Raw genomic sequence first — 25477 nt, forward strand, 5'->3', positions numbered from 1 at the left:
AAACGTCAGGGCAAGGATTAGTGTGGGTGTCTCAGTCAATGGACACCCAACTTGGAGGGCCGGCAGTGAGCACCGAGCTGCGTCGTCTGCGCAACCACATCGACGGTGAGTTCCGGGACGCCGCCGACGGACGGACCACCGAGGTGGTCAACCCCGCGACGGGCGAGGCGTACGCGACCGCGCCGCTGTCCGGCCAGGCGGACGTCGACGCCGCGATGGCGGCCGCCGCCAAGGCGTTCCCGGGCTGGCGCGACACGACCCCCGCCGAGCGCCAGAAGGCCCTGCTGAAGATCGCGGACGCGTTCGAGGAGCGGGCCGAGGAGCTCATCGCGGCCGAGGTGGAGAACACGGGCAAGCCCATCGGGCTGACGCGCTCCGAGGAGATCCCTCCGATGGTCGACCAGATCCGCTTCTTCGCGGGAGCGGCCCGGATGCTGGAGGGGCGGTCGGCCGGCGAGTACATGGACGGGATGACCTCGATCGTCCGCCGTGAGCCGGTCGGCGTCTGCGCGCAGGTCGCGCCGTGGAACTACCCGATGATGATGGCCGTGTGGAAGTTCGCCCCGGCGATCGCGGCCGGCAACACGGTGGTGCTCAAGCCGTCCGACACCACGCCGGCCTCCACCGTCCTGATCGCCGAGATCATCGGCTCGATCCTGCCCAAGGGCGTCTTCAACGTCGTCACCGGCGACCGGGACACCGGGCGGCTGATGGTCGAGCACCCGACCCCGGCGATGGCGTCCATCACCGGCTCCGTGCGCGCGGGCATGTCCGTCGCCGAGTCGGCGTCCAAGGACCTCAAGCGCGTCCACCTGGAACTGGGCGGCAAGGCGCCGGTCGTCGTGTTCGAGGACACCGACATCGCCAAGGCCGTCGAGGACATCTCCGTGGCGGGCTTCTTCAACGCCGGCCAGGACTGTACGGCGGCCACCCGCGTCCTCGTCCAGGAGGGCATCCACGACGAGTTCGTGGCCGCGCTCGCGAAGGCCGCGGCGGAGACCAAGACCGGGCAGCCGGACGACGAGGACGTACTCTTCGGCCCGCTGAACAACCCCAACCAGCTCCGGCAGGTGACCGGCTTCATCGAGCGGCTGCCCGCCCACGCCAAGGTCGAGGCGGGCGGTCAGCGGGTCGGCGACAAGGGCTACTTCTACGCCGCGACCGTCGTGTCCGGGCTGAAGCAGGACGACGAGATCATCCAGAACGAGGTCTTCGGGCCGGTCATCACCGTCCAGTCGTTCACGGACGAGGACCAGGCCGTGGAGTGGGCCAACGGCGTCGAGTATGCCCTCGCCTCCTCGGTGTGGACCAAGGACCACGGCCGCGCGATGCGGATGTCCAAGAAGCTCGACTTCGGCTGCGTGTGGATCAACACCCACATCCCGCTGGTCGCCGAGATGCCCCACGGCGGCTTCAAGAAGTCCGGCTACGGCAAGGACCTGTCGGGCTACGGCTTCGACGACTACACGCGCATCAAGCATGTGATGACGTCCCTCGACGCGTAGCGCTCCGCTGGGTCGGCGGTTGTTCTTCGTGCGGGTGCTGGGCCGTGCGGCCGTCGGTGTGCGGGTGCGGGTGTGCTGTTGCTGGTCGCGCGGTTCCCCGCGCCCCTGAGGGGGTTCGGCCCCTGGCTCTTGGGCCGGGGGCCGTTCGCTGTGCGGACGCGGCCGGCTGGCTGGCGCCGTGCGGGTGCGGCGGGTGTGCTGTGGCTGGTCGCGCGGTTCCCCGCGCCCCTGAAGGGGTTCGGTCTCCGCTTCTTGGTTTTCGACCGGGGGCCGTTTGCCGTGCCGTGCGGCGCGGGTGGTCGGGTGCGGCTGCGTGGTGGGTGGTCGCGTAGTTCCCCGCGCCCCGGGGGAGTTCTTGACAAGGTGTCTTGTCGTGCGTGGTGTGCTCGACGCAGCGTCGATTGTCCCTGTGCGGGGCCGCACGGCATGCTGCCGGGGTGCCCCGGAATCCCTCGCTCTCCCGTGCCGTTTCCCGCCGGTCCCTGCTGCGCGCCGCCGGTGGTGTCGCCTCGCTCGGAGCCCTTGCCGGCTGCGGGGTGCGGGCCGCGTACGTCCAGCCCGGGGACCGGGCCGCGGTCGACCTCTCCGCCATGGACAAGCGGCTGACCTGGTCCAACTGGCCGCTCTACATCGACACCGACGACGAGAACGCCACGAAGCGGCCGACGCTGGACGCCTTCGCGCGGCAGACCGGCATCTCCGTCGACTACGTCGAGGAGATCAACGACAACGACGAGTTCTTCGGCAAGATCAGCCCCGCGCTGATGAACCACCAGGAGACCGGCCGCGACCTGATCGTCATCAGCGACTGGATGTGCGCCCGGTTCGTACGGCTCGGCTGGGTGCAGGAGATGGACCGGGCCGCGCAGCCCAACGTCGCCAAGTACCTCGACCCGCTGCTGCGTTCGCCCGCCTTCGATCGCGGACGCGTGTGCACCGTGCCGTGGCAGTCCGGCATCACCGGCATCGCCTACAACCGGCGGAAGCTGGGGCGGGAGATACGCAGCGTCTCGGAGCTGTGGGCGAGCGACCTCAAGGGGCGGGTGACGCTTCTGTCCGGCCTCGACGAGGCGTTCGCGCTGCTCATGCAGGGCAACGGCGTCGACGTCACGAAGTGGACGGCCGACGACTTCCACCAGGTCTGCGACGAGGTGGAGAAGCAGGTGGGCCGCGGCCAGATACGCCGATTCACCGGCAACGACTACACCAAGGACCTGGTCAGCGGTGACGTCCTGGCCTGTCAGGCGTACTCGGGCGACGTCATCCAGCTCCAGGCCGACAACCCCGACATCCGCTTCGTCGTGCCCGAGGAGGGCGCCGAGCTGTGGGCGGAGTCCCTGATGATCCCCGACCTCGCCCGGCACAAGGCGAACGCCGAGAAGCTGATCGACCACTACTACCGGCCCGAGGTCGCCGCCGAGCTCGCCGCCTGGGTGAACTACGTCTGCCCGGTGCCCGCCGCTCAGGCGGTCCTCGCCGACTCCGACGACGAGGAGACGGCGGCCCTCGCGGAGAACCCGCTGATCTTCCCGGACACCACGATGCGCGAACGGCTCGCGACAGCGCGGGACATCACGTCCACGGAACGACTGGACTTCGCCAAGCGGTGGAACGTGATCGCGGGGCTCTGACCGGCCAGGGACCGCGAGCCGAATTCGGCTTTGCCTGTTCTTTACAACCTGTGTCCGGGCTGTCTCGTCTCTTCGCTCGATCCGTCAACGGACCGATGAAGGAGAGCGATCATGCGAGTCAAGCCGCGAACGGGCTTCGCCGCCCTGGTAGTTGCGGGCACCGCCCTGCTGATGGGCGCGGCGCCCGCGCTGGCCGACGGCGGGACGCCGACCCCCGTCCCCACCGTCGTGGACCGGAGCGCGACCCCGGCCCCCGCCGAGGCGGGCGGCGACCCGACCCCGGTGCCCGCCCCGACCAGGGACAACGCCGATCCGTCCGCCGCTCCGAGCCAGGTCGGTGTCGTGCCGCGAGGTGCTGCCGACACCGGCGTCGGGGAGCCCTCCGAAGGACACGGTGGGCTGATCGGCGGCAGCGCGGCCGCGGTGATCGCGGCGGCCGGCACGGGCTTCTACGTCGTACGGCGCCGGAGGGCGACCGGCGCATGAGCCCGCTCTCCCGACGCGCCCTGATCCTCTCGGCCCTCGCGGCGCCGCTGCTCACGGGCTGCGCCGGCGACCCGGCCGACCCGGTGGGCCCCGGCGCCGGCGCCGGCGCCCGCACACCGGTTGGTACCCCGGCCCCCTCGGCCTCCTCGGCCCGGACGGCGCGTCCCCTCGCGCGCTCGGTGCCGGTCGGGCTGCGGATCCCGGTCATCGGGGTCGACACCCAGGTCATGCGGCTGGGGCTGGCCGGCGACGGCAGCGTGCAGGTGCCTCCGGTCGAGAAGCACGACCGGGCCGGGTGGTACGAGAACTCGCCGACACCGGGACAGACCGGGCCGTCGGTGATCCTCGCCCACGTCACGGTCGGGCAGTACGGGGACGGCGTCTTCCGGCACCTCGACCGGCTGCGCCGGGGTGACCGGGTCGGGGCGCGTCTGGAGAACGGCACGACGGCCGAGTTCGCCGTCACCGACGTGACGACCGTCGACAAGGCGGCGTTCCCGACCGAGCGGGTCTACGGGAACGTGGACCGGCCCGAACTGCGTCTCATCACGTGCGGCGGCCCCCGTACCGGCGACGGATACCGCGACAACGTGATCGTCTTCGCCGCCCTGACTCCCGCGGGAGAACGTTGAAACGGCCCGCTCGGTCTCGTGAGAGGGCGGCGTCCGAGCTGTTCGCCGCCCTCTACCCGCGCCTCGCCGGCTGGTGCCGCCGTCTCGTCGACGACGACGGGACGGCGCATGAGATCGCCTCGGAGGCCTTCACCCGGCTCTGGGCCCGCTGGACGGCCGTGGCGGAGCCGCAGGGCTTTCTCTACGTCACGGCCGCCAACCTGGTCCGCGACCACTGGCGCAAACTCGAACGCGAGCGCCGGGCCCTGCGCAGGGTCACCGCCGAGGCCGCCGTCGCCCCGCACGCCGAGCCCGCCGACCCGTCGGTGCGGCTGCTGGTGCAGTCACTGCCCGACCGGCTGCGCGTCCCGATCCTGCTGCACTACTACGCTGACATGCCGATCCGGGAGGTGGCCGTACTGACCGGGCGCAAGGAGGGCACCGTCAAGGCCGACCTGCACGCGGCCCGCGAACTGCTCCGCGCCCATCTGAGGAGGAGCCTTGATCACACCCGCTGACGACTTCGACGACGGCCCTGACCTCGACCCCGACGACCCCCTCACCGTCATCCTGCGGCCCGCCTCCGGACACCTCGGTCCGCCGCCCGGCCGCTATGAGGAGATCCGCCGCGGCGCGGTCCGCCGCCGGCTGCTGCGCACCGCGGCCGGGGCCGGCGCGGCCTGCGGGATCGCCGCGCTCGCCGTCCTGCTGCCGCTGCACCTGACGGCGTCCGACGGACCCGCGCGCCCGGCGGTGCCGCTCGCCCCGCCGCCGGTGAGCGGCGGCCCGTCGACCGTGTCCCCGCCGCCGCCCTCGCCCGTGCCGGCCGACGACCTCCCTACGGTGGGGGACGGGACCCCCGTACCCGCCCCCCGGGCGTCGACTGCCGCCGACGGCACCGCTGTCCCGACCGCCGTCCATGAGCCCGGCCAGGCGCCGGAGGCGACCTCGGCGGACGCACGGAGCACGCCCTCGACGGCGCAGCCCACGCCGTCCGTCGCGCCGTCCGAGTCGAGTACGCGCCGTTGAGGCCGATTTACGCGCCGTAGCCCCCGAGGGGCGGTTGCTCCTACCATGGAGGCCGCCGTCGGGGGAGGGTGGCCGTGTCGCGCAGTACACCGCAGCCGTCGGGGCGTCGGCTGGAGGACTCGATCGCCTGGGCGGTCCGCAACGCGGACGGGGTCGTCGCCATCGGGGTGGCGCTGACCGTCGGACTGCTGGACATCACGGACAAGGGCTTCGACAAGGACAACGGCATCGTCACCGGCGCCATCCTGCTGGTGCTGGCCGCGCTGGTCTTCGGGTCGCTGACCGAGCGCCGGCGGCGGATGGCCGACATCCGGGCCGCCACCGCCGGGACCAGCCGGGCCATCGAGGACCTGGCGATGGTCCGTACCCTGGCCGGCCCCGAGGTGGGCCTGGCGCACGAGCGGGCCCGGCGAAGCACCGCCCGCTGGGTCTTCAAGGGCGGCACCGGCACCTACCTGCGGGCGGTCACGCTGCCGGAGTGCGTTCTGGAGGCGCAGCGGCAGCGCCGTTCCCTCACCATGAAGATCGACATCGTCAACCCGGCCGACGACCGGGTGTGCGAGGCCTACGCCCGCTTCAGACGCACCTTCGGACACGGGGACACCGGCGGCTGGACCCCGGAACGCACCCGTAAGGAGGCCTACGCCACCGTCCTGGCGGCCAGTTGGTACCGGCAGCGGCTGGACACCCTGGAGATCGACGTCCATCTGAGCTCGGTGGCACCGGCGTTGCGCTTCGACCTGTCCGACACCTGCCTGATCATCACCCAGGACGACCCGCGCCGCGTCAGCCTGTACGTGGAGCGGGAACGGCCGCTGTACGACTACTACGTCACCGAGTTGCACCTGAGCCGGGAGCAGGCCGTCAAACTCGATCTGCGGGAGGCCACGCAGCTGAGCGAGGAGCCGACCGTCGACGAGGTCAGACGTCTGCTCGACCGGCTCGGGCTGCCGTTGCCGGCCAGCTTCACCGACCGTGACGTCGGCGACATCATCGACAAGGCGCTGCACGCGGAGGATCCCTACCGCAGGTGAACGCCCCGGGCGGAGCGGGGCGCGGGGGCGCGGGGGAGCCGGGGGGAGGCGGCAGAGCCAGAGGGCCAGTGGAGCCAGGGCAGCCAGTGGAGCCGAGGGATCAGTGGAGCCGAGGGATCAGGGGAGCCGACGGAATCAGGGGAGTCAGTGGAGCCAGGGGGGCCAGGGAACCATCGGAGTCGGGGGAGCTAGGGGGAGCGATGGACTACCCGGCCCTGGAACGGGCCGCACGGCGGGGTGAGTCCGCCGAGCTGATGGGGCACGCCACCGCGGAACTGCTGGAGGTCGTGTCCGGCCGCCGCGTGCTGCGCGCGGTGCGCCACCCACTGGGGTTCGTCTGTCTGCCCGTGCTGCGCGACGGGGCGGAGGGCGTCTGTGTCCATGTCTTCGGGCCTACGGACCCTGTCCTCATGGATCATCAAGTGCACTCGCACAGCTGGGAGTTGACCAGCACCGTGCTGTACGGACGGCTGAGCAACCGGCGGATGGAGGTCGCCGACGACGCCGTACGACCCACCCACCGGGTGTTCGAGGTGCTCAGCGAGCCCTCCGGCGTGGACGAACTGCGGCCCACCCGACGGCTGGTGCGCTGTCTGCCGGGCCCCGAGCAGACGAGCTCACGAGGCTGGACCTATGCCCTGCCGGCGGGAGAGTTCCACACCACCGTGGTGCCGGACGGCCGTCCGACCGCCACTCTGGTGCTGGGGCGGACGCTACCCGGCCGGGCGGACCTCTCCCTGGGCCCGTTACGGGCCCCGGGTCACCGGATGGTCCGCAGGACGTGCGACGCGGCGCAGACCGCCCGGATCGCCCAGACCGCGCTCAGGAGGATCCATGAGCACCGACCGCCGCTCGTCTGACTTCACCCCGGAGTGCCGTACGGCTGTGGGGGCCGCCGAAGCGGCGGGAACGCTGCTGCGGTCCCGGTTCCCCGACGGCTTCGCCGCCCGGCCCAAGGGCGGCCTCGGCGATGTCGTCACCGACCTGGACGTCCTGGCCGAGAACCTGGTGGTCGACCGGATCCGCGCGGACTTCCCGCACGACCGCATCCTCGCCGAGGAGGCCGGGGACCTGGGCGGCGACGGGAACGGCGGCGAGGGCGACGGCGGCCGTACCTGGCTGGTGGACCCGCTCGACGGCAGCAACAACGTGGTCATCGGGCTGCCCGTCTACGTCGTCGGTATCGCCCTCTGCGTCGACGCGGTACCGGTGGTCGGCGTGGTGCACGACCCGGTGACCGGGCGGACCTGGTCGGCCCGGCGCGGGGGCGGCGCGCACGGCCCCGCCGGGCGGCTCACCCCCGCCGCCCGCCCGCCGTCACCCGCGGGCCCCCTGCTGGCCTGGACGCAGGGGCACGCGGTGCCCCGCGACGACCCCGCGGTCCGCGCCCTGCGGCACGCCGTCGAGCTGCGCTCCCGCCGGCTGCTCCAGCTGTGGGCGCCCCTGCTGGCCTGGGCCATGCTGGCCCGTGGGGACATCGACGGCTTCGTCGGCTACCGCGCGGAGGCCATCGACCTGCCGGCCGGCGCGCTGCTGGCCCGGGAGGCCGGAGTGGTCCTCCGCCACCTCGACGGCCGTGACTTCACCGGCGGCTTCACCGGCCCGGACACCGAACGTTCCTTCGTCGCAGGCCGGCCGGAGATGCTGCCCGCCCTGCTGGACCTGGTGGCCGACTCCGCCGCCGGGGGCGGTCCGCGGGCCAGGCATCCGGAGAGGGCGCCCTCCTGACCGGGTGGCCGGTGTACGGCTACGCGTCAGCGCGTCATCGCGTCATCGCGTCAGCGCCAACGCTCCCACCGACGCCGCGACCGCCGTGACCGCCAGTACCGCGCCCGTGCCCATCAGCCGGGCCACCGGCACCCGTACGCCGTACGCGACGCACCGCTCGTACCACAGGAGGGTCGCCAGGGAGGCCCACGGGGTGATCACCGGGCCCGCGTTGGTGCCCACCAGCAGGGCGAGGAGCTGGTCGTGGTTGGCGACCGGGACCGCTCCCTCGCCGGCCAGGTAAACGGGCAGGTTGTTCAGGACGTTGGACAGACCGCCGCCGACCGCCGCCGCGCGGAACTGGCCCAGGACACCGCCGTCGTGACCGACCGCGGCGGCCAGCAGGTCGTGCAGGCCGTGGGCGTTGACGGTCTCCACGACCAGGAACATCCCCGGCACCATCACCAGCAGCCGCCAGGGCACGAGGGACCAGCGCAGCGCCGAGCGGCCGCGTACCGCGAAGGCCGCGACGGCCACCGCGGCCGCCGTCGCGGACGCGATCCACAGCTCGACGTCGGCGACCAGGATCGCCAGCAGGAACCCGCCGCAGGCGAGGGCGCAGGCACGGAAGAGGACGGGGTCGCCGGGCCGGTGCACCGGCGGCGGGACATAGCGCTCGCCGCCCGCCGCCCGAAGACCCTGCCCCCGCTCGCCCTCCGCGCGCGGCCGTTCGCCGTCTGCCTGCCCCCGCTCGCCCTCCGCGCGCGGCCGTCCACTCGCCGCCTGCGGCTGGGGGTTCCCCGCGCGCGGCGGTTCGTCGTCCGCCTGCGGCCGTCCGCTTCCCGCTTGCGGCGGTCCGTCCTCCGCCCGCCGCCGTCCGTTCTCCGCCCGCGGGTGTACGTCCTCCGTCCGCCGTCGGCCGTTCTCCGCCCGCAGGTGTACGTCCTCCGTCCGCAGGTGTACGTCCTCCATCCGCCATCGGCCGTCCTCCGTCCGCCGGTGTACATCCTCCGTCCGCCGTCGGCCGTCCTTCGCTCCTGCCCGTACGTCCTGCGCCCGTGCCGCGCCCGGTCCCGCGTGTGGGCTGTCGGAGCGGCGGGAGCGGCGCCAGTAGAACGTCCACAGGCAGGCCGTCGTCACCGCGACGGCCGTCAGTTGGGGTGCCCACATGCGTCCCGCCAGTCCCAGGGGCGACAGCGCGACGCGGTCCGCGGCCAGCAGGTTCGTGAGATTGGAGACCGGGAGGAGCAGGCTCGCGGTGTTGGCGAGCCACACCGTGGTCATGGCGAGGGGGACGGTCGCGATGCCGACCCGCGTGGCCAGCGCGAGCATCACCGGGGTCAGCAGCACGGCCGTGGTGTCCAGGTTCAGGGCGATCGTGGTGATCGACGCGAAGGCCACGCAGAGCAGGAACAGGAGCGGGTAGCTGCCCCGGCCGGCCCTCGCGACCCGCGCCGCCACCACGTCGAACACCTCGGCCCTGCTGGTGAGTTCGGCCAGCACGATCACCGTGCCCAGGAACGCCAGCAGCGGGGCGATCCGGGTCATCGCGTCGGACGCCGAGCCGGTCGGCAGCAGGCCCGAGGCCACGCACACCAGTCCTGTCACGAGGAGACCGATCGCCACCCGGTCCAGCACATGCAGACGCCGTAGGACTCGCACGCGTGGAAGGGTCGCACATTTGTGCGCCGGTGTGACCGGGGGCCGCTGTGCGGCAGGTGCGCCGCCGAAGCCTTCCGGCCAGTCGGGTGGCGGCGAAAACAGTCCGGATCGATGCTCGTCCATAGCATCATGAAGATATGGGGGATCGTCAGATGAGCGGTGGCACCGGGCCGTTGGACTTCTTCGTCAGTTACTCGCCGGCCGACGAACGCTGGGCGTCCTGGATCGCCTGGACGCTGGAGGAGGCCGGGTACCGCACGGTCCTCCAGGCCTGGGACTTCGTGCCCGGCACCAACTTCGTGGACTTCATGGACCGGGGCGTGAGCGAGTCCGCCGCCGTCATCGCGGTCCTGTCGCGGAACTACGAACGCTCCCGGTACGGCCGTATGGAGTGGCAGGCCGCGCTCCGTGCCGACCCGGACGCCCCCGAGCGGCGACTGCTCACGGTCCGCGTCGAGGACATTCCGGTGGAGGGGCTGCTCGCCACCATCACCTACGTCGACCTGGTGCCCGTCACCGACCCGTCCACCGCCCGTGACCTGCTCCTCACCCGGGTCCGGCAGGCCCTCGACGGGCGGGCCCGGCCCAGCCTGCGGCCCGACTACCCCGGCACCGGCACACCGTTACCGGCCGCGCCACCGGCCCCCGCCGTGCCGGTCGCGCCCCCCTCGGGCCGGCCGCTCGGACGTCCCGGCTGGGCCGGGCGGCGCAGGCCCGCCGCACCGCCCGTGTACCCGCGGGTCGCCGGGGACCCGGCGACCCGCGAGGCGGTCACCGTGCTGCACCTGGCCGGGCCCGCCTTCGGGCGCGGTCAGGATCCGGCCGAGTTGCAGGCCGCGATCTGGGGCGATCTCGTGGAACTCACCGACGCGGGGGCGCCCTCACCCGATCTGCTGGTCGTCACCGGCGACCTCACCGCCTCGGGCAGCCCCCGCGAGTTCGACCAGGCGCTGGCCTTCCTCACCGGACTGCGGGCGCTGCTCGGCCTCGAACCGCACCGGGTCGCCCTCGTCCCCGGCGGCCACGACGTCAACCAGGCCGCCTGCCGGGCCTACTTCAGCACCTGCGAGGCCGACGAGATGCCGCCCCGGCCGCCCTACTGGCCCAAGTGGCGGCACTTCGCCCGGCTGTTCCAGGAGCTGTACCAGGGCCTCGACGCGGTCTTCGACAGTGACCAGCCGTGGACGCTGTTCCCGGTGCCCGAGCTGCACACCGTGGTCGCCGGACTCAACTCCTCCATGGCGTACAGCCACCGGCTCGACGACCAGTACGGCTTCGTCGGGCCCGAGCAGGCCGCCTGGTTCGCGCAGGCGCTGCGCCCGTACGAGACGGAGGGGTGGCTGCGGATCGGCGCACTGCGGCACGCTCCCGGGGCCGCCCGGGCCGGTGTGCCGCGCGGCGCCGCCCAGGACGGCTCGGGGCCGCTGCGCGACACCGACGTGCTGGCCCGGCTCACCGCGCCCCGGCTGCATCTGCTGCTGCACGGCCCGGCCGGCCCCGGCGCGCAGGCCGTCCTGCCCACCGCCTCCGGTGAGCTGCCGCTGCTCGGCGCCGCCGCACCCGCCCGGCACCAGCTGCTGCGCATCGGCCGCGACGGACTCGCGGCCTGGCCCGACCCCGGCGAGCCGCGCCGCAGCCGGGTCGAGTGGCGGCGGGCCCACCGGGCCTTCGCTCCCGACGGGCCCGACGACGCGGGTGCCGCCGCCGGTGGGCCGGACATCGGCACGGCCCCCGAACCCGAGCCGCGCGCCGGGCAGTCCCCGGCCGAGCTGCTGCTCGCCCGGGTCGCGGAGGTCTGCCGGACCCGGCACGAAGGCGCCCAGATCCGCCCGGTGGCCGGCCCGGTGCCCCAACTCCTCGTCACCTGGACCCAGTCGGGCTTCGTACGGCAGCAGCGGGTCGCCGTGCACACCGGTACGCCCACCGACCAGGACGTCGAACGGATCGTGGCCCTCGTGCACGCGGCCGACTCCGAGACAGAGGCCGAACTCGTCCACGACGGCCCGCCGCCCGCCCGGGAACTGCGCGACCAGGCCCGTCGCAGAGGCGTCCGGGTACGGAGCTTCACCGAGTTCCAGGGCCTGCTCGACCTGCGGGCCTACGTCGGCGCGCAGAGCGAGCGGCTGCGCACCGACCCCCGCTACCCCCCGGGCATGTACCTGCCCCAGCGGTACCGCGAGGTCGAGCGTCTCGACTCCGAGGACCGCGACGGCCTGGTCGACGACATGCTCCGCCTTCTCGACTCCGACCAGGGCCGCTTCCTGCTCCTGCTCGGCGACTTCGGCCACGGCAAGACGTTCGCGCTGCGCGAGCTGGCCCGCCGCGTCCCCGCCGAACTCCCGCACCTGGTGCCGCTGCTGGTGGAACTGAACGCGCTGGACCGGGCCTACTCCTTCGAGGGCCTGGTCGCCGCGCACCTCGCCGCCCACGGCGTCGACAACATCGACCTGCGCGCCTTCCGGTACATGCTCCAGCAGGGCCGGATCGTGCTTCTCTTCGACGGCTTCGACGAACTCGTCACCCGCGTCACCTACGACCGCGCCGCCGAACGCCTCCAGGTGCTGCTGGACTCCGCCGTGGACAGCGCCAAGATCGTCGTCAGCAGCCGCACCCAGCACTTCCGCTCCCAGGGCCAGGTGCTGACCGCGCTCGGTGAACGGGTCGGCCTGCTTCCGCACCGCCGGGTGCTGGCGGTCCAGGAGTTCACCCCGCAGCAGATCCGCGCCTACCTGGTCAACCGCTACGACGGCGACGAGCGCGCCGCCGACCGCCGGGTGCGGCTGCTCGACGCCATCCCCGACCTGCTCGCCCTGTGCCGCAACCCCAGGCTGCTGGGCTTCGTCGCCGACCTCGACGACGACCAGCTGCGCGCGGTCGCCGGGGCGGGCCGCGCACTCAGCCCGGCCGGCCTCTACCAGGAGGTACTCACCGCCTGGCTGCGCTTCGAGCAACAGCGGGCCGGCGGCGGCTCGGGCCGCGCCCCCGGACTCAGTCTGGACCAGTTGTGGAACGCGGTCACCGCGCTCGCCCTGCGGCTGTGGCAGAGCGGCCAGGACTCGCTGCGCCTCGACGAGCTGACCGACGTGGCCGAGACCCTGACCGGCCTCGCCGACAGCCGGTTGTCGGTGCCGCAGGCCGCGCACGCCGTCGGCTCCGGCAGCCTGCTCGTACGCGGCGAGGACGGGGTGTTCCGGTTCATCCACGGCTCGGTGGTGGAGTGGCTCATCGCCCGCGAGTGCGCGGTGCGGCTGGCCGCCGGGGACAGCGCGCTGCTCGGCCGGCGCCAACTCAGCCAGCTGGCCGTCGAGTTCCTGTGCGACCTGGCCGACCACCGCGCCTGCCAGGAGTGGGCCGAACAGGTGCTGGGCGCCCCGGACCTCGAGGGCGCGGAGGTGCCCCGCGCCAACGCCGTGAAGATCCTCGCCCGGCTGCGGGTGCCCGCCCACACCGACCTGCGGGGTGCCGCCCTCGCCGGGGAGGACCTCTCCTACCGGGACTTCTCCGGCGTCGACCTCACCCGCGCCGACCTCACCGACGCCCGCCTCGTCGGCGCCAACCTCTCGGGCGCCGTCCTGCGCGACGCCCGGCTGACCGGCGCCCGGCTCGACGGCGCCGACCTGACCGGCGCCGACCTGCGCGGCGCCGATCTGCGGCGGGCCCGGCTGATCCGCACCGACCTGACCGGCGCCCGGGTCGAGGGCGGCAACTGGCGGCGCGCGGCGCTCATCCGCGCGACCACCGGACCCGGGCTGCCGGACACCCCGGAGCTGGCCGTGGCCGCGTTCGCGCCCGGCATGGCCGTCGACTCCGGCTTCCGGCCCTCCGCGGTCGGTGTGCCGTACGGCTTCGACATGCGCACCAGCCGCCTGCCCGAACCCATCTCCTACAGCCCGGACGGTGAACTGCTCGCCGTGGGCAGCGAGGACGGCGGGGTGCTGGTCTGCGACGCGGCCACCGGCACCGCGCTGCGCACCCTCCAGGGTCACACCGACCGCGTCTACGCCGTCAAGTTCCGTGAGCGGGTGCTGGCCACCGGCAGCGCGGACGGCACCGTACGGCTGTGGGACCCGGTGTCCGGCGCGTGCCGGCAGGTGCTGCCCGTGCACGGCAGCGGCGTCTGGCCCGTGGCCCTCGACGCCGAGGGGGCCCTGCTGGCCACCGGCGACGCCGACGGCGTGGTCACCGTGTGGGACACCGCCACCGGCGAGCCCCTGCACCGGCTGCCCGGCCACTCGGCGCCCGTCTACACCGTCGCGTTCACGGCGGACAGCGCCACCCTCGTCACCGGGGACGCCTCCGCCGCCGTACGGCTGTGGGACCTCGCCCGCGGGCGGCTGCTGGGGGCGCTGCCGGGACACCGGGGCGCGGTGTTCCGGGCCCGGTTCAGCCCGGACGGCACGCTGCTGGCCACCGGTGACATGGGCGACGGACGGGCCGGGACCGTGCGGCTGTGGGACGTGGCCGGGCGGCGGGTGCTGCACACGTTCACCGGACACGCGGGGCGCGTCTACACGCTGGACTTCCACCCCGGCGGCCGGTTCCTGGTGAGCGGGGACACCGAGGGTGAGGTGCGCTTGTGGGACCTGGCCGCCGGGACCGGCGCCGGAGTGCTCGGCGGCTGCCGCGGAGCCGTGTACCAGGTGCTGTTCGACCCAGAAGGGGCCCTGCTCGCCGCCGGGGACAGCCAGGGCGTCGTCCGGCTGTGGCGCGTCGACCCGGAGGCCGACCCGGTCGCCGTGCCGCTCACCCGCCAGCCCACCGAACACCGCGGCTCGGTCTGGGTGTGCAAGTTCCGCCCGCGCGGCGCGGGGACGGCCGGGGCCGCCCCGGATCCCGGCTCGCTGCTGGTGACCGGCGGCAGCGACGGGGTCGTACGGCTCTGGGATCCCGCCACCGGCCAGGGGCGGCGGATCCTGCGCGGGCACGGGCGGCGGATCGGCACCCTGTCGTTCAGCGCCGACGGCTCGATGCTCGCGGCCGGCGGCAACGACGGCGTCGTCCGGCTCTGGCACACCGCCTCCGGGCGGCGGCTGCGGGAGCTGGCCGGCCAGAGCGACCGCCTGGTCTCGGCCGTGTTCAGCCCCGGCGGTCCGCTGCTCGCCACCGCGAGCAGCGACGGCGACATGTACCTGTGGAACGCCTCGACGGGTGAGTACCAGCGCGAGATGGACGTCGAGACGGACCATGTCTGGGCGGAGGCGTTCAGTCCGGACGGCGAGCTGCTCGCCACCGCCAACGACGACGACACGGTCTGTCTCTGGTACCGGGCGACCGGCGCGCACGTCGTCACCATCGGCGAGCACTTCGGGCGGGTCCGCTCCATCGCCTTCCGGCCCGACGGCGCGGTCCTGGCGACCGGTTGCGACGACCGTAAGGTGCGCGTCTGGGACCTGGCCGAACGCCGGGTCACCGCCGTCCTCGACGGGCACACCGACCGGGTGTACGCCGTGGCCTTCGCGGCCGACGGCTCCTGGCTGGCCAGCGCCTCCTGGGACGGCCGGGCGGTGATCTGGCGGGACGGCGCGGCCGTGCACCGGCTCACCGGCCACACCGGCAAGGTGTGGACGGCCGCGGCCCATCCGCGCCGCCCGCTCCTCGCGACCGCCGGCGACGACCGGACGGTCCGCCTGTGGGACGCCCACACGGGCAGTGAACTCGCCGCCCTCACCGGCCACACCGGCAGGGTGCTCGCGGTCGCCTTCAGCCCCGACGGATCGCTGCTGGCGAGCGGTGGCGAGGACGGCACGGTCCGGCTCTGGAAGGTCCCCGCCGACGGCCCGGCCGCGCTGCGCGCCACGCTGGTCGGGCTGCCGGGCGGCTGGGCCGCACTCGCGCCGTCCGGCGGCTACAAGTACGAGGGGGACGTCACCGGCGAGTTCTGGCACGCGGTCGGCATGTGCCGGTTCGAGCCGGGGGAGCTGGACGGCCATCTGCCCGGGGTGCGCAACGTGGCGTCGGAGGACCCGCTGGAGTGAGAAGCGCCCGCCCCTTGAGTGAGAAGCGCCCGCTACTTGAGCGCGGCCATGGCGATGCGCTGCGCCACCGGGTTCAGGCCCTCGCCCTTCGCGTCCGTGGAGTTGACCGAGTACACGAGGGTGCGGCCGAGGTCCCGGGTGCCGGCGATCAGCGCGTTGTAGCCGTAGCGGCCACCCGACTTGAGCCAGTAGACCTTCCCCTCGTATTCGAAGCGCTGCAGGCCCGCGCTGTAGGTGGCGCCGTCGATGCCCGCCGGGACCGTGAACATCTCCTGGAGCTGTGGCTCCGGCACGATCCGGCCCTTGAAGAGTGAGGTGAGCAGGCGTTCCAGGTCGGCGGTCGTGGAGATCATGTCGCCGGCCGCGAACCGGTCCGCCTGGTTCCATTCGGTGACGTCCACGAGCTCCGTCGTCCCGTCGGCCTTCTTCACCGCCTGGTAGCCCCTGTTGTGCGGGCCGAGGATGCGCGGATCGGTGCCGGGGAAGTACGTGTCCCGCATTCCGGCGGGCGCCAGGACCAGGCGGGTGACCTCGGACGCGTACGGCCGGCCCGTCACCTTCTCGATCAGCAGGCCCAGGATCGTGTAGTTGATGTTCAGGTAGTGCTGCTTCCTCCCCGGGCAGAACTCGGGCTTCTTCACCGCAGCCGAGGCCACCACCTGCTGCGGGGTCAGTGTGTCGAATCGGTGCGCGTACACCTCCTCGAAGGTGTCGCCCAGGCCGTCACCCGCCGGGATGCCGCTGGTGTGGTTCAGCAGCTGCCGTACGGTGATCGGCCGGTACTGCCTGCCGAGCAGGCCGGGCAGGTAGTGCTGGACCGGCGTGTTCAGATCGATCCTGCGCCCGGCCGCCAGCCGAAGGACGGCCGCCGCCGTCACCACCTTCGTCGTCGAACCGGCCCGGAAGCGGGCCTCCGGGTCGGCCGCGGTCCCGCTCGGCAGGTCGTGCACGCCCGCGCTGCCGCGCCAGGTGCCGCCGGTGCCGCCGACCCGGACGAGGGCGGCGGTCGCGTCCGCGTCCGGGAGTCCGCCGAGCGCGGCGGTCAGGGCCTCGACGTCGAGGGCGTTCGCGCGGTGGGCCGAACTCCGCGCGGGCGCCGCGAAGGCGGGCGCGGCCAGCGGACCCGCGGCGAGGACGGTCACCAGGGCGGCGGCGAGGAGGGCGGTGCGGCGGCGAGTGCGCATACGGGACTCCAGAGGAAGGGGTGACGGGCGGAGCGAGGGTCGGGGGGAGAAGTGAAGGGGCGTCCGGGGTGTCGCCATGATCTTCCGTCGGGGTGCGACGGTTCCGGATCGTCGCCGAGGAGGGTGCCCGACCCTGGTGCGACCCTGAGTAACTCCCGTACTTTCTGCAGGAGTTGTGCGGGAAGCCCCTTACGGGTGCCGGACCGGGGAGCAGGCCGGGAGCGGGTCGGGAGGGGGTCGGGGAGCGCGCCGGGTGCGGGCGAGGGACGGAGGGGGAGCGGGTCGGGGAGCGCACCGGGTGTGGACGAGGGACGGAGGGGGAGCGGGTCGGGGAGCGCACCGGGTGTGGACGAGGGACGGAGGGGGAGCGGGTCGGGAGCCGAAAAGTGTTATCCGTGCGCCGTCCCGGCCGTCTCCATGAGTGTGATCTGCGACATTGCCAACAGTGGGGGCCCGGCTGAGAGGGTGCGGGCATGAGGACGTATGCCGACGCCGAGGCCGGCCGGCGGTGGCGTGCCACCATCGCCGACGCGCAGGCCGGCGACCGGCGGGCGCTGGACGAGTTGGTGGCGGGCTGGCTGCCGCTGGTCTACAACATCGTCGGCCGCGCCCTGAACGGCCATGCCGATGTCGACGACGTCGTCCAGGAGACGATGCTGCGGGCCGTCGACAACCTCGGCTCGCTGCGCGACCCCGACAGCTTCCGCTCCTGGCTGGTCGCGATCGCCATGCGGCAGATCCGGGACCGCGCGCGCCGCAGGACACCGCAGCGCCTCGACGAGAGCGTGTCACCCGGCGAAGCCGCCGACTTCGCCGAACTCACCGTGCTCCGGCTCCAGTTGGAGGGGCAGAGGCGGGAGGTCGCGGAGGCGGCACGCTGGCTCGACGACGAGGACAGGGAGCTGCTGTCCCTGTGGTGGCTGGAGGTCGCGGGCGAACTCACCCGCCGGGAGCTGGCCGCGGCCGTCGGCATCAGTCGGCAGCACGCCGCCGTGCGGGTCCAGCGGGTCAAGGAGCGCCTGGAGATCTCCCGGGGCATCGTGCGCGCCCTCGACGGAGCCTGTCCCGACCTGCGTGAAACGACCGCCCGCTGGGACGGCCGTCCGGACTCCGTGTGGCGCAAGCGGCTGGCCCGGCACATCAGGGGCTGCGGCTACTGCGGCGACACCCGCGAGCCCGTCGTACCGGCGGAACGGCTGCTCGTCGGGATCGCCCTGGTCCCGGTGCCGGCCGGGTTCACGATCTCCCTGGCCCTCGGTGGCAAGACGGCCGCCGCGGCCACCGGCACGGCCTCCGCCGGCTGGTCGGCGAAGGTGCTGACCGCGCTCACCAAACCGGCCGTCGCGGTCACGGCCGGCGCGACACTCGCCGCCGGCGGCGCCTATGTCGTCGTGCAGGCCCCCGACGACCCGCCCGCCCGCGCGGCCGTCGTCCCCACGGCGGCGAGCACGCCCGCCGCCGCACCGGCCTCGCCCGGCCCTTCCCCGTCCCGCTCGGCCTCGCCGCCGGCCCCGCCCTCCCCGACGGCGAGCGAGAAGAAGACGGCCCGGTACGGGACCGTCGTCGACGTCGTCGACAGCGCGCCCGCCCCGGACACCCGGCCCGCCACCCTGCCGCAGCGGCCCGCGTCCGGCGTCACCAGCAGCGGCGGCGCACACGCCACCATGAACCACCGCGGGGACGGCGTGACGCTCAGCGGCCGCGGCTATGTCCTCGTGCGCTGGCAGATATCGCCGCAGTACCGGTCCGGCGGTCTGGTCATGCCGAGCTGGACGGGCCTGAAGGGCAAGCTCTTCCACGTGGCCTCGGGCGGCGGCCGCCGCATGGACGACCCCGTCAGCGCCACCGATCCCACGGCCACCGGCATGGGCAGCACGGCCACCGGTTACATCGTCCTGCCGTCCGGCACCCAGCAGATGTGGCAGAACGAGTACTTCTACCTCGCCGGCAGCGTCACCCTCACCGTGAACGAGCGGGGCGCCGACTACGGCCTCAACGTCTTCCCGACGACCTGGGACGCCGTGCAGCGGGACGTCACGAGCGGCCCCGGTCAGGGCGCCGGGCGCTACGGCCTGGTCCGGGACACCGGCGAGGACGACGCACCGGTCCCGCAGTACGTCACCAGGGAGACCCCGGCCGACCCGGCAAGGGTCCCCCAGGCCTCACGCGTGTAGCGGTCCTGGGCCACCTCGTCCCCGTGGCCGTGCGCCCGGTCCCCGAAGGCCTCGATCGGTGCGAGCAACGTCCTTCCCAGGCCGGTGAGTTCGTACTCCACCCGCGGCGGCGATCCGCCGTATGCCTGCCGCGCGACGAGCCCGTCGTACTCCAGCCCGCGCAGGGTCTCCGTCAGCACCTTCTGACTGATCCCGCCGATGCGCGTCCGCAGCTCACCGGGGCGTCCCGGCCGGCAGCGGGCTGCGAGCCGCTGTACTCGGGGGACTCGACAGGGCCGGTCTGCCGGAGGCCGCGGCGGCGCTGCTGATCCGGCTCTGGCTGGGGGAGGGCGCCGACGCCCGGGCGATCGCCCCGCCCCTCGCGTACGCGACGGCACAGTCCCGTCCGCACGGTCGGCTCCGCTCGCAGGGTCGGCTCCGCGCACGGTCAGTTCCGCTCGCGCAGAGCGGTCAGCACCTCGATCCGGTTGGTGGTGATGGAGTCGACGCCCAGGCCGATGAGCCGGCGCATGGAACGGCGGGTGTCGGGGGTCCACACGGAGAGCAGGTGGCCGCCGTGGTGGACGCGGGCGGCCAGTTCCCGGTCCACCAGGGAGAAGCGGTAGTTGAGCCAGCGCGGCTTCACCGCGTCGAGCAGCACGGGCCGCGGGGGAGCCAGGCTGGTGCAGGTCAGGGCGATCTCGGCGGACGGATCGGCGGCGCGTACGGCGAGCATCGCGGTGGCGTCGGCGCAGTAGTAGACCCGGTCCGCCGCCCCGGCCTCGTGGACGGCGTCCACGATCCGCCGTGCCGTACGCACCTCTCGCGTCCCCGGCAGATCGAGCATCAGCCGGCTGTCCCCGGTCGCCGCGAGCGCCTCCTCGAGGGTCGGCACCGCGCCGGCCGTCAGCCCGCGCACCTCGGCGGCGGACAGCGACCGCAGCGGCCGGTCCTGCTCCCACAGCCGCTTCAGCGTCGCGTCGTGCAGCAGGACGGGCACGCCGTCACGGGTGAGCCGTACGTCGAACTCGACGGCGTCCGCGCCCAGGGCGAGCGCGGAACGCAGCGAGCCGATCGTGTTCTCACGGAAGCGGTAGGGGTCGCCGCGATGGGCCACGGCAATCACGTTCTGCATGGGCCCATTGTGGCGGGCGCCGGTCCTCAGGGGGCGAGCCAGCCCGCCGTGTAGGTCTCGATCTCGTCCTTGATACGGGACTTACCAGCCTCGTCCAGGAAGGACGCGTCGACCGCGTTCGCGGCGAGACCGGCGAGGCCCCGCTCGTCGAGGTCGAGGAGACGGGCGGCGACCGCGTACTCGTTGTCGAGGTCGGTGCCGAACATGGGCGGGTCGTCGGAGTTGATCGTGACCAGGACGCCGGCCTTCACGAACTCCTTGATCGGGTGCTCGTCGAGGGTGCGGACCGCGCGCGTGGCGATGTTCGAGGTCGGGCACACCTCCAGGGCGATGCGGTGCTCGGCGAGGTGCGCGAGCAGCTTCTCGTCCTGCGCGGAGCTGGTGCCGTGACCGATCCGCTCCGCGCGCAGGTGGGTCAGCGCGTCCCACACCGTCTGCGGGCCCGTGGTCTCGCCCGCGTGCGGCACCGAGCGCAGTCCGGCGGCGATCGCCCGGTCGAAGTACGGCTTGAACTGCGGGCGCGGTACGCCGACCTCGGGACCGCCGAGCCCGAAGGAGACCAGCCCCTCGGGGCGGATCCGGTCGTCGGTGGCGAGCCGGGTCGTCTCCTCGGCGGCCTCCAGACCGGCCTCTCCGGGAATGTCGAAGCACCAGCGCAGCACGGTCCCGAACTCCGCCTCGGCCGCCTTGCGGGCGTCCTCGATGGCGTCCATGAAGGCGAGCTCGTCGATGCCGCGCCGGGTCGAGGAGAACGGGGTGATGGTGAGCTCGGCGTACCGCACCTGCTGGCGGGCCAGGTCCCGGGCGACCTCGTACGTCAGCAGCCGGACGTCCTCCGGGGTGCGGATGAGGTCCACGACGGACAGGTACACGTCGATGAAGTGGGCGAAGTCGGTGAACGTGAAGTAGTCGACCAGGGCCTCGGGGTCGGTGGGCACCTTGGAGTCGGGGTGCCGGGCGGCCAGCTCCGAGACGATCCGGGGGGAGGCGGAGCCGACGTGGTGGACGTGCAGTTCGGCCTTGGGCAGCCCGGCGATGAAGGCGTGCACGTCACGGGCGCCGGCCGCGGCGGCCGCGGTGGGACCGGCGGATGCGCCGGAGGCGGGGGAGCCGGGGGCGGCGGCGGATGCGTCGAGGCGGTCGGTCATGGGGTCCTCCCCGGGACGGCGCCCCGGGCCGAGCGGGCCGGACGGGACGCGGGTGATCGGCTGATCGATGGGTCGGGATCATCGTAGGCGGACGCACGGGGGGACTCCCGTCGGCCTCGCCCCGCCCGGTCGGCCTCCAGGTTCGGCCCCGGCCCCGGCCCCGCCACCGCACCGGTCGTTGCCGGGGCCGGGGGCGGGGCAGTAAACCGCCGTCGGGCTTCCCGAACCCCCGCCTGCCGGTTGCTGGTTACGGCCTGCAGCCCCCCGCGGCGGCTGCGGGCCGTAGCATGACGGAACGTACGCAGGGCGGAACGGCGTACGGAGGACGGAACGCGAAGACGGAACGCCTGACGGAATGCCGGGCAGAGGGCGACAGAGGGGATCCACGCATGTCCGACGACGCGCCGACTCCGGCCGGTGACGCCGCCCGCGACCCGTGGCCCGCGCCCTCTTCCGACGGGGCGGACGGTTTGCAGGACGCGGCACCCAAGGTGCCGCTGGACAAGCGCGCGACCGACCACGGCGCCGGTGCGGTCGGCGTCGCCGGCCCCGCGGGTCCCGCCGGTTCGTCGGCCGTGCCGAGTCCCTGGGCCGCGACCGGCGACGGCGTCGGTGCTGCTGGGCCTACCGACTCGGACGGGCCTCCGGCCGAGTTGAACCCCTGGGCCGCCCCGGGGGACGGTGCGCAGAGCGGTTCCGGTCATACCGTCGCTTCCCACGAACCGCTGCCCGCCCCCGCCCCCGGCTCCCCGGACCAGGCGCCACCGGGTGTCCATGACCAGCGGACGATCACCGCGCTGCCCGGCGTGACCCCGCCGCCGGCGGACGGCACCCCGCAGGCCTGGGCCACCCCCTTCGCGAGCCCGCCGGCGAACGGCCCGCTCGGGTCCTTCCCGCCGCCCCACCCCGGCACGGCGGCGGCGGGCGGCCCGCCCGTCAACCCCTTCGCTCCTCCCGTCCCGGGCGCCGCGGTCCCTCCGCCGCCCATCGCGCCCCACGGGCCCGGACAGGTCCCGTACGGATACCCGGGTGCCTATCCCGGTGGTTACCCCGGCGGCTACGGCTACCCGTCCCCTCCTCACTACGGGGGCGGCGCCCCGGGCCCCTACGGCTGGCCCGGCGGGGCGGCGGACAGCAACGGCATGGGTGTCGCCGGGATGGTGCTCGGCATCGCCTCGTCCGTCTTCTTCTGCCTGTGGCCGCTGGCCGTCATCCTCGGCATCCTCGGCGTCACATTTGGTTCGGTCGGCCGCGGCAAGGCCCGCCGGGGCGAGGCCTCGAACCCCGGCCAGGCTCTCGCCGGGATCATCTGCGGCGCAGTGGGCATCGTGCTCGCGATCGGACTGGGCGTGCTGCTGATCGCGCAGGCCTGAGGCCCCGGCACGGGCCCCCAAACCTTCGACGTCCACGTCCGCGACGCGGCTCACCCCGGAGACCCCCACCGGCCCACCGGCCCGGGAAGGCCCGCGCTCCGGAACAGAAACGGCCGCCCCCCCCAAGCACCCGAACGCCGGGACCGAGCCGACCCTGAGCCTCCCCGAGCCCGCATGCCACAACCGAACGATCCCGGACCCCCGAGGCACCCGCGCGCCGACATCGAGCCTGACTCCGGGCCCTGGGGGCCCACGCACCAGGACCGAACAACCCTGGGCCCCGAGGCACCCGCGGCTCAGGACTGAACCGACCGCTGTTCCACTCGGAGCCGTCGGTGGTGGCGAAACAGCCGAAGGGGACGCCGGAGACTCCGCGCCGGACCTCAGGTCGGGCGCGGCCCGACCCGCCCACAAGGCACCCGCGTATGGGGGCCGAGCCGGCCCCGGTGCCCCGGAGACCCCGCCCCGCGGGGCCCCAGCTCAGGCTGCCTGGGCCTGCCCTGGAGACCTCGCCCCCGGGACCCCGCCCCCAGGACCCGCTCAGGCTGCCTGGGTCCGCAATCGCTCCCGGCTTTCCATCAGCGCGAACCCCAGCAGGTTCGCACCCCGCCACCGCTCCGGGTTCATCGCCGCCTCGTCGTCCGCCGTCAGGCCGATGCCCCAGACGCGGTCCATGGGGCTCGCTTCCACCAGCACCCTTTCGCCCGTGCCGAGCAGGAACGCCCGCAGTCCGGGATCGGAGGCGAACTTGTGGACGCTGCCCTCGACTACGATCCGGAACCGCTCCTCCTGCCAGACCGTCTCGTCGAAGCCGCGCACCAGCCGCCCCTCCTTCTTCGCCTGGGCGGGGGATCTCGCGGCCAGCGCCCGCTTCTCCGCCTCCGCGTCCTCGAAGAGGCGGGCCTTCCCGGCCATCATCCAGTGCTCGGCCGTCGCATAGGCGACTCCGTCGACCACGAACGGTGACGGCCACCACTGGCTCAGACAACTCGAGCCCAGTCGGCCGTCGGGTCGCGGCCGATGTCCCCAGAAGTGCAGATACTTGATCTTCGCCCCCGCCCGGGCCTGCCTGACCAGGGCCTCCCGGCAATCGATCTTCTCCATGCACGCGAGTCTGGCACGCACCACTGACACTGCGTCCCGCCTTTTCCGCTCCGACTCGACACCTGGTCGACCCGCTGTCGACAGATTTCGTCGCGTAACCAAAAGGCAACAACGGAATCACTTGTTGGAGTGCCCTTGCTCTGTCAGGATCGGCAATCAAATCAGGCTGGAGCTACGCCACCCGCCGCCGCACACAGCGGGGCGAAGGCGGAGGAGAGCGACATGCAGGACCGGTTCCCCGCACAGGAACGTTTCGCGGACGGCGCTCAGTACATCGGAGGCCGTCTCACCCACGGCACGTCCGGCCGCACCCATGCCGTGGTCGACCCGGCCACCGGCGAGGAGGTGTACACCTACGAGCTGGCCGGCGCCGACGACGTCGACAAGGCCGTCGCCGCGGCCCGCGCCGCCTTCCCCGGCTGGGCCGGCGTCACGCCGGGCGAGCGCTCCGACACCCTGCACCGGTTCGCCGCCGTCCTCGCCGACCGTGCCGAGGAACTGGCCCGCGCCGAGTCCCTCCAGTGCGGCAAGCCGCTGAAGCTGACCCGCGGGTTCGACGTGCCGGGGACCATCGACAACACCGCGTTCTTCGCGGGCGCGGCCCGCCACCTCGCGGGCCAGTCCGCCGGTGAGTACTCCGGCGACCACACCTCCTACGTCCGCCGGGAACCCATCGGCGTCGTCGGCTCCATCGCCCCCTGGAACTACCCCCTCCAGATGGCCGCCTGGAAGATCCTTCCGGCGATCGCGGCGGGCAACACCATCGTGCTCAAGCCCGCCGAACTCACCCCGCTCACCTCGCTCCTCTTCGCTCAGGCGGCGACGGCGGCCGGGATTCCCGACGGCGTGATCAACATCGTCACCGGGACCGGAAAAGAGGCCGGTGAGCGCCTCGTCGGGCATCCCGACGTCGCCATGACCTCCTTCACCGGCTCCACGGCCGTCGGAAAGCGGGTCGCCGAGGTCGCCATCGCGACCGTCAAGCGCCTGCATCTGGAGCTGGGCGGCAAGGCGCCCTTCGTCGTGTTCGACGACGCCGACCTGGAGGCCGCGGCCAACGGCGCGGTCGCGGGGGCGCTCATCAACACCGGGCAGGACTGCACGGCCGCCACGCGCGCGTATGTGCAGCGACCCCTTTACGAGGCGTTCGTCGAGCGGACGGCCGCCCTGATGGAGACCGTCCGGCTCGGCGATCCCTTCGCTCCCGGAACCGACCTCGGCCCGCTGGTCTCGCACCTCCAGCGCGACCGGGTCGCCGGCTTCGTCGACCGGGCGCGCGCCTACGCGCGCGTGGTGACCGGCGGCGAGGCTCCCCAGGGGGAGCTCAAGGCCGGCGCGTACTACCGGCCCACCCTGATCGCGGACGCGGCCCAGGACAGTGAGGTCGTCCAGTCCGAGATCTTCGGCCCGGTCCTGGTGGTCCTGCCGTTCGACAGCGACGACGAGGGCATCGCGCTCGCCAACGACACGCCGTACGGGCTGGCCGCCTCCGCGTGGAGCCGGGACGTCTTCCGGGCGAACCGGGCGACACGCGAGCTCAAGGCCGGATGCGTGTGGATCAACGACCACATACCGATCATCAGCGAGATGCCTCACGGCGGGTACAAGGCGTCCGGTTTCGGCAAGGACATGTCAGCGTATTCGTTCGAGGAGTACACACAGGTAAAGCACGTTATGTTCGATAACACGGCGGTGGCCCGCAAGCCCTGGCACCGCACCATCTTCGGGGACTGTTAAAGC

Annotated in this window: 17 protein-coding genes and 3 pseudogenes; 14 read left to right on the forward strand and 6 right to left on the reverse strand. The window is 73.5% G+C overall.

Annotation, left to right across the window (positions count from 1 at the left end; translation table 11 throughout):
• Positions 1–65 precede the first annotated feature (65 nt).
• From ACFWBB_RS25100 to ACFWBB_RS25140, 9 genes are all read left to right on the forward strand, one after another.
• Positions 66–1505 (forward strand): gamma-aminobutyraldehyde dehydrogenase, encoded by a 1440-nt coding sequence (locus ACFWBB_RS25100; protein WP_385276669.1) that lies wholly within the window; start codon positions 66–68, stop codon positions 1503–1505.
• Positions 1506–1942: 437 nt separating this feature from the next.
• Positions 1943–3136, forward strand: coding sequence for a spermidine/putrescine ABC transporter substrate-binding protein (locus ACFWBB_RS25105; RefSeq protein WP_385276672.1), 1194 nt, complete (start codon positions 1943–1945; stop codon positions 3134–3136).
• Positions 3137–3247: 111 nt separating this feature from the next.
• Positions 3248–3622 (forward strand): sortase-dependent protein, encoded by a 375-nt coding sequence (locus ACFWBB_RS25110; RefSeq protein WP_385276675.1) that lies wholly within the window; start codon positions 3248–3250, stop codon positions 3620–3622.
• Positions 3619–4254 carry a class F sortase gene (locus ACFWBB_RS25115; RefSeq protein WP_385276678.1) on the forward strand — a complete coding sequence of 212 codons (636 nt, stop codon included), beginning with the start codon at positions 3619–3621 and terminating at the stop codon, positions 4252–4254. The genes ACFWBB_RS25110 and ACFWBB_RS25115 overlap by 4 nt, the downstream gene beginning before the upstream one ends.
• Entirely contained in the window at positions 4251–4751 is a 501-nt protein-coding gene (locus ACFWBB_RS25120; protein ID WP_385276681.1) for an RNA polymerase sigma factor, read from the forward strand. The genes ACFWBB_RS25115 and ACFWBB_RS25120 overlap by 4 nt, the downstream gene beginning before the upstream one ends.
• A complete protein-coding gene (locus ACFWBB_RS25125; RefSeq protein ID WP_385276684.1) occupies positions 4735–5262 on the forward strand; it encodes a hypothetical protein in 528 nt (175 codons plus the stop codon). Before ACFWBB_RS25120 ends, ACFWBB_RS25125 begins: the two co-directional genes overlap by 17 nt.
• Before the next feature lie 74 nt (positions 5263–5336).
• Complete coding sequence (locus ACFWBB_RS25130; protein ID WP_385276687.1) at positions 5337–6296, forward strand: hypothetical protein; 960 nt, start codon at positions 5337–5339, stop codon at positions 6294–6296.
• Positions 6297–6496: 200 nt separating this feature from the next.
• Positions 6497–7156, forward strand: coding sequence for a hypothetical protein (locus tag ACFWBB_RS25135; protein WP_385276690.1), 660 nt, complete (start codon positions 6497–6499; stop codon positions 7154–7156).
• Positions 7131–8024 carry an inositol monophosphatase family protein gene (locus tag ACFWBB_RS25140; protein WP_385276693.1) on the forward strand — a complete coding sequence of 298 codons (894 nt, stop codon included), beginning with the start codon at positions 7131–7133 and terminating at the stop codon, positions 8022–8024. Before ACFWBB_RS25135 ends, ACFWBB_RS25140 begins: the two co-directional genes overlap by 26 nt.
• Positions 8025–8066: 42 nt before the next feature.
• Here the strand turns inward: ACFWBB_RS25140 and ACFWBB_RS25145 are convergent, their stop codons facing one another.
• On the reverse strand, positions 8067–9638 hold the full coding sequence (locus tag ACFWBB_RS25145) for an SLC13 family permease (RefSeq protein WP_385276738.1): 1572 nt from the start codon (positions 9636–9638) through the stop codon (positions 8067–8069).
• 164 nt (positions 9639–9802) lie between these two features.
• Between ACFWBB_RS25145 and ACFWBB_RS25150 the strand changes: the two genes are divergently transcribed.
• Positions 9803–15640, forward strand: a complete 5838-nt coding sequence (locus tag ACFWBB_RS25150) for a TIR domain-containing protein (protein WP_385276696.1) — start codon at positions 9803–9805, stop codon at positions 15638–15640.
• A gap of 32 nt (positions 15641–15672) precedes the next feature.
• Here ACFWBB_RS25150 and ACFWBB_RS25155 read toward each other — a convergent pair whose 3' ends face one another.
• On the reverse strand, positions 15673–16824 hold the full coding sequence (locus ACFWBB_RS25155; protein ID WP_385276699.1) for a serine hydrolase domain-containing protein: 1152 nt from the start codon (positions 16822–16824) through the stop codon (positions 15673–15675).
• A 473-nt stretch (positions 16825–17297) separates the two neighbouring features.
• Between ACFWBB_RS25155 and ACFWBB_RS25160 the strand changes: the two genes are divergently transcribed.
• A complete protein-coding gene (locus tag ACFWBB_RS25160) occupies positions 17298–18998 on the forward strand; it encodes a sigma-70 family RNA polymerase sigma factor (RefSeq protein ID WP_385276702.1) in 1701 nt (566 codons plus the stop codon).
• Here the strand turns inward: ACFWBB_RS25160 and ACFWBB_RS25165 are convergent.
• A pseudogene (locus tag ACFWBB_RS25165) lies at positions 18890–19243 on the reverse strand (winged helix-turn-helix transcriptional regulator); the annotation flags it as partial. The gene ACFWBB_RS25160 and the pseudogene ACFWBB_RS25165 overlap by 109 nt on opposite strands.
• Here ACFWBB_RS25165 and ACFWBB_RS25170 point away from each other — a divergent pair.
• A pseudogene (locus ACFWBB_RS25170) lies at positions 19238–19371 on the forward strand (NADP oxidoreductase); the annotation flags it as partial. The pseudogenes ACFWBB_RS25165 and ACFWBB_RS25170 sit on opposite strands and share 6 nt — an antisense overlap.
• A 54-nt stretch (positions 19372–19425) precedes the next feature.
• Here ACFWBB_RS25170 and ACFWBB_RS25175 read toward each other — a convergent pair.
• Positions 19426–20112: a glycerophosphodiester phosphodiesterase gene (locus ACFWBB_RS25175; RefSeq protein WP_385276705.1), complete on the reverse strand. Its 687-nt coding sequence runs from the start codon at positions 20110–20112 to the stop codon at positions 19426–19428.
• A gap of 26 nt (positions 20113–20138) precedes the next feature.
• A pseudogene (locus ACFWBB_RS25180) lies at positions 20139–21400 on the reverse strand (adenosine deaminase).
• Positions 21401–21649: 249 nt separating this feature from the next.
• Here ACFWBB_RS25180 and ACFWBB_RS25185 point away from each other — a divergent pair.
• Entirely contained in the window at positions 21650–22633 is a 984-nt protein-coding gene (locus ACFWBB_RS25185; protein ID WP_385276708.1) for a DUF4190 domain-containing protein, read from the forward strand.
• Between the two features lie 540 nt (positions 22634–23173).
• Here the strand turns inward: ACFWBB_RS25185 and ACFWBB_RS25190 are convergent.
• Positions 23174–23737 (reverse strand): NADAR family protein, encoded by a 564-nt coding sequence (locus ACFWBB_RS25190; RefSeq protein WP_385276711.1) that lies wholly within the window; start codon positions 23735–23737, stop codon positions 23174–23176.
• Positions 23738–23959: 222 nt separating this feature from the next.
• Between ACFWBB_RS25190 and ACFWBB_RS25195 the strand changes: the two genes are divergently transcribed.
• Positions 23960–25474 (forward strand): gamma-aminobutyraldehyde dehydrogenase, encoded by a 1515-nt coding sequence (locus ACFWBB_RS25195; protein WP_385276714.1) that lies wholly within the window; start codon positions 23960–23962, stop codon positions 25472–25474.
• Positions 25475–25477: the final 3 nt, after the last annotated feature.

The organism is Streptomyces sp. NPDC060000, from assembly GCF_042737375.1.
Lineage (GTDB): Bacteria > Actinomycetota > Actinomycetes > Streptomycetales > Streptomycetaceae > Streptomyces.

Coding starts and splice junctions, on each gene's coding strand:
- ACFWBB_RS25110 (WP_385276675.1), top strand. CDS start 3,248: ATGCGAGTCAAGCCGCGAACGGGCTTCGCCGCCCTGGTAGTTGCGGGC.
- ACFWBB_RS25115 (WP_385276678.1), top strand. CDS start 3,619: ATGAGCCCGCTCTCCCGACGCGCCCTGATCCTCTCGGCCCTCGCGGCG.
- ACFWBB_RS25135 (WP_385276690.1), top strand. CDS start 6,497: ATGGACTACCCGGCCCTGGAACGGGCCGCACGGCGGGGTGAGTCCGCC.
- ACFWBB_RS25140 (WP_385276693.1), top strand. CDS start 7,131: ATGAGCACCGACCGCCGCTCGTCTGACTTCACCCCGGAGTGCCGTACG.
- ACFWBB_RS25150 (WP_385276696.1), top strand. CDS start 9,803: ATGGGGGATCGTCAGATGAGCGGTGGCACCGGGCCGTTGGACTTCTTC.
- ACFWBB_RS25155 (WP_385276699.1), bottom strand. CDS start 16,824: ATGCGCACTCGCCGCCGCACCGCCCTCCTCGCCGCCGCCCTGGTGACC.
- ACFWBB_RS25160 (WP_385276702.1), top strand. CDS start 17,298: ATGAGGACGTATGCCGACGCCGAGGCCGGCCGGCGGTGGCGTGCCACC.
- ACFWBB_RS25175 (WP_385276705.1), bottom strand. CDS start 20,112: ATGCAGAACGTGATTGCCGTGGCCCATCGCGGCGACCCCTACCGCTTC.
- ACFWBB_RS25185 (WP_385276708.1), top strand. CDS start 21,650: ATGTCCGACGACGCGCCGACTCCGGCCGGTGACGCCGCCCGCGACCCG.
- ACFWBB_RS25190 (WP_385276711.1), bottom strand. CDS start 23,737: ATGGAGAAGATCGATTGCCGGGAGGCCCTGGTCAGGCAGGCCCGGGCG.
- ACFWBB_RS25195 (WP_385276714.1), top strand. CDS start 23,960: ATGCAGGACCGGTTCCCCGCACAGGAACGTTTCGCGGACGGCGCTCAG.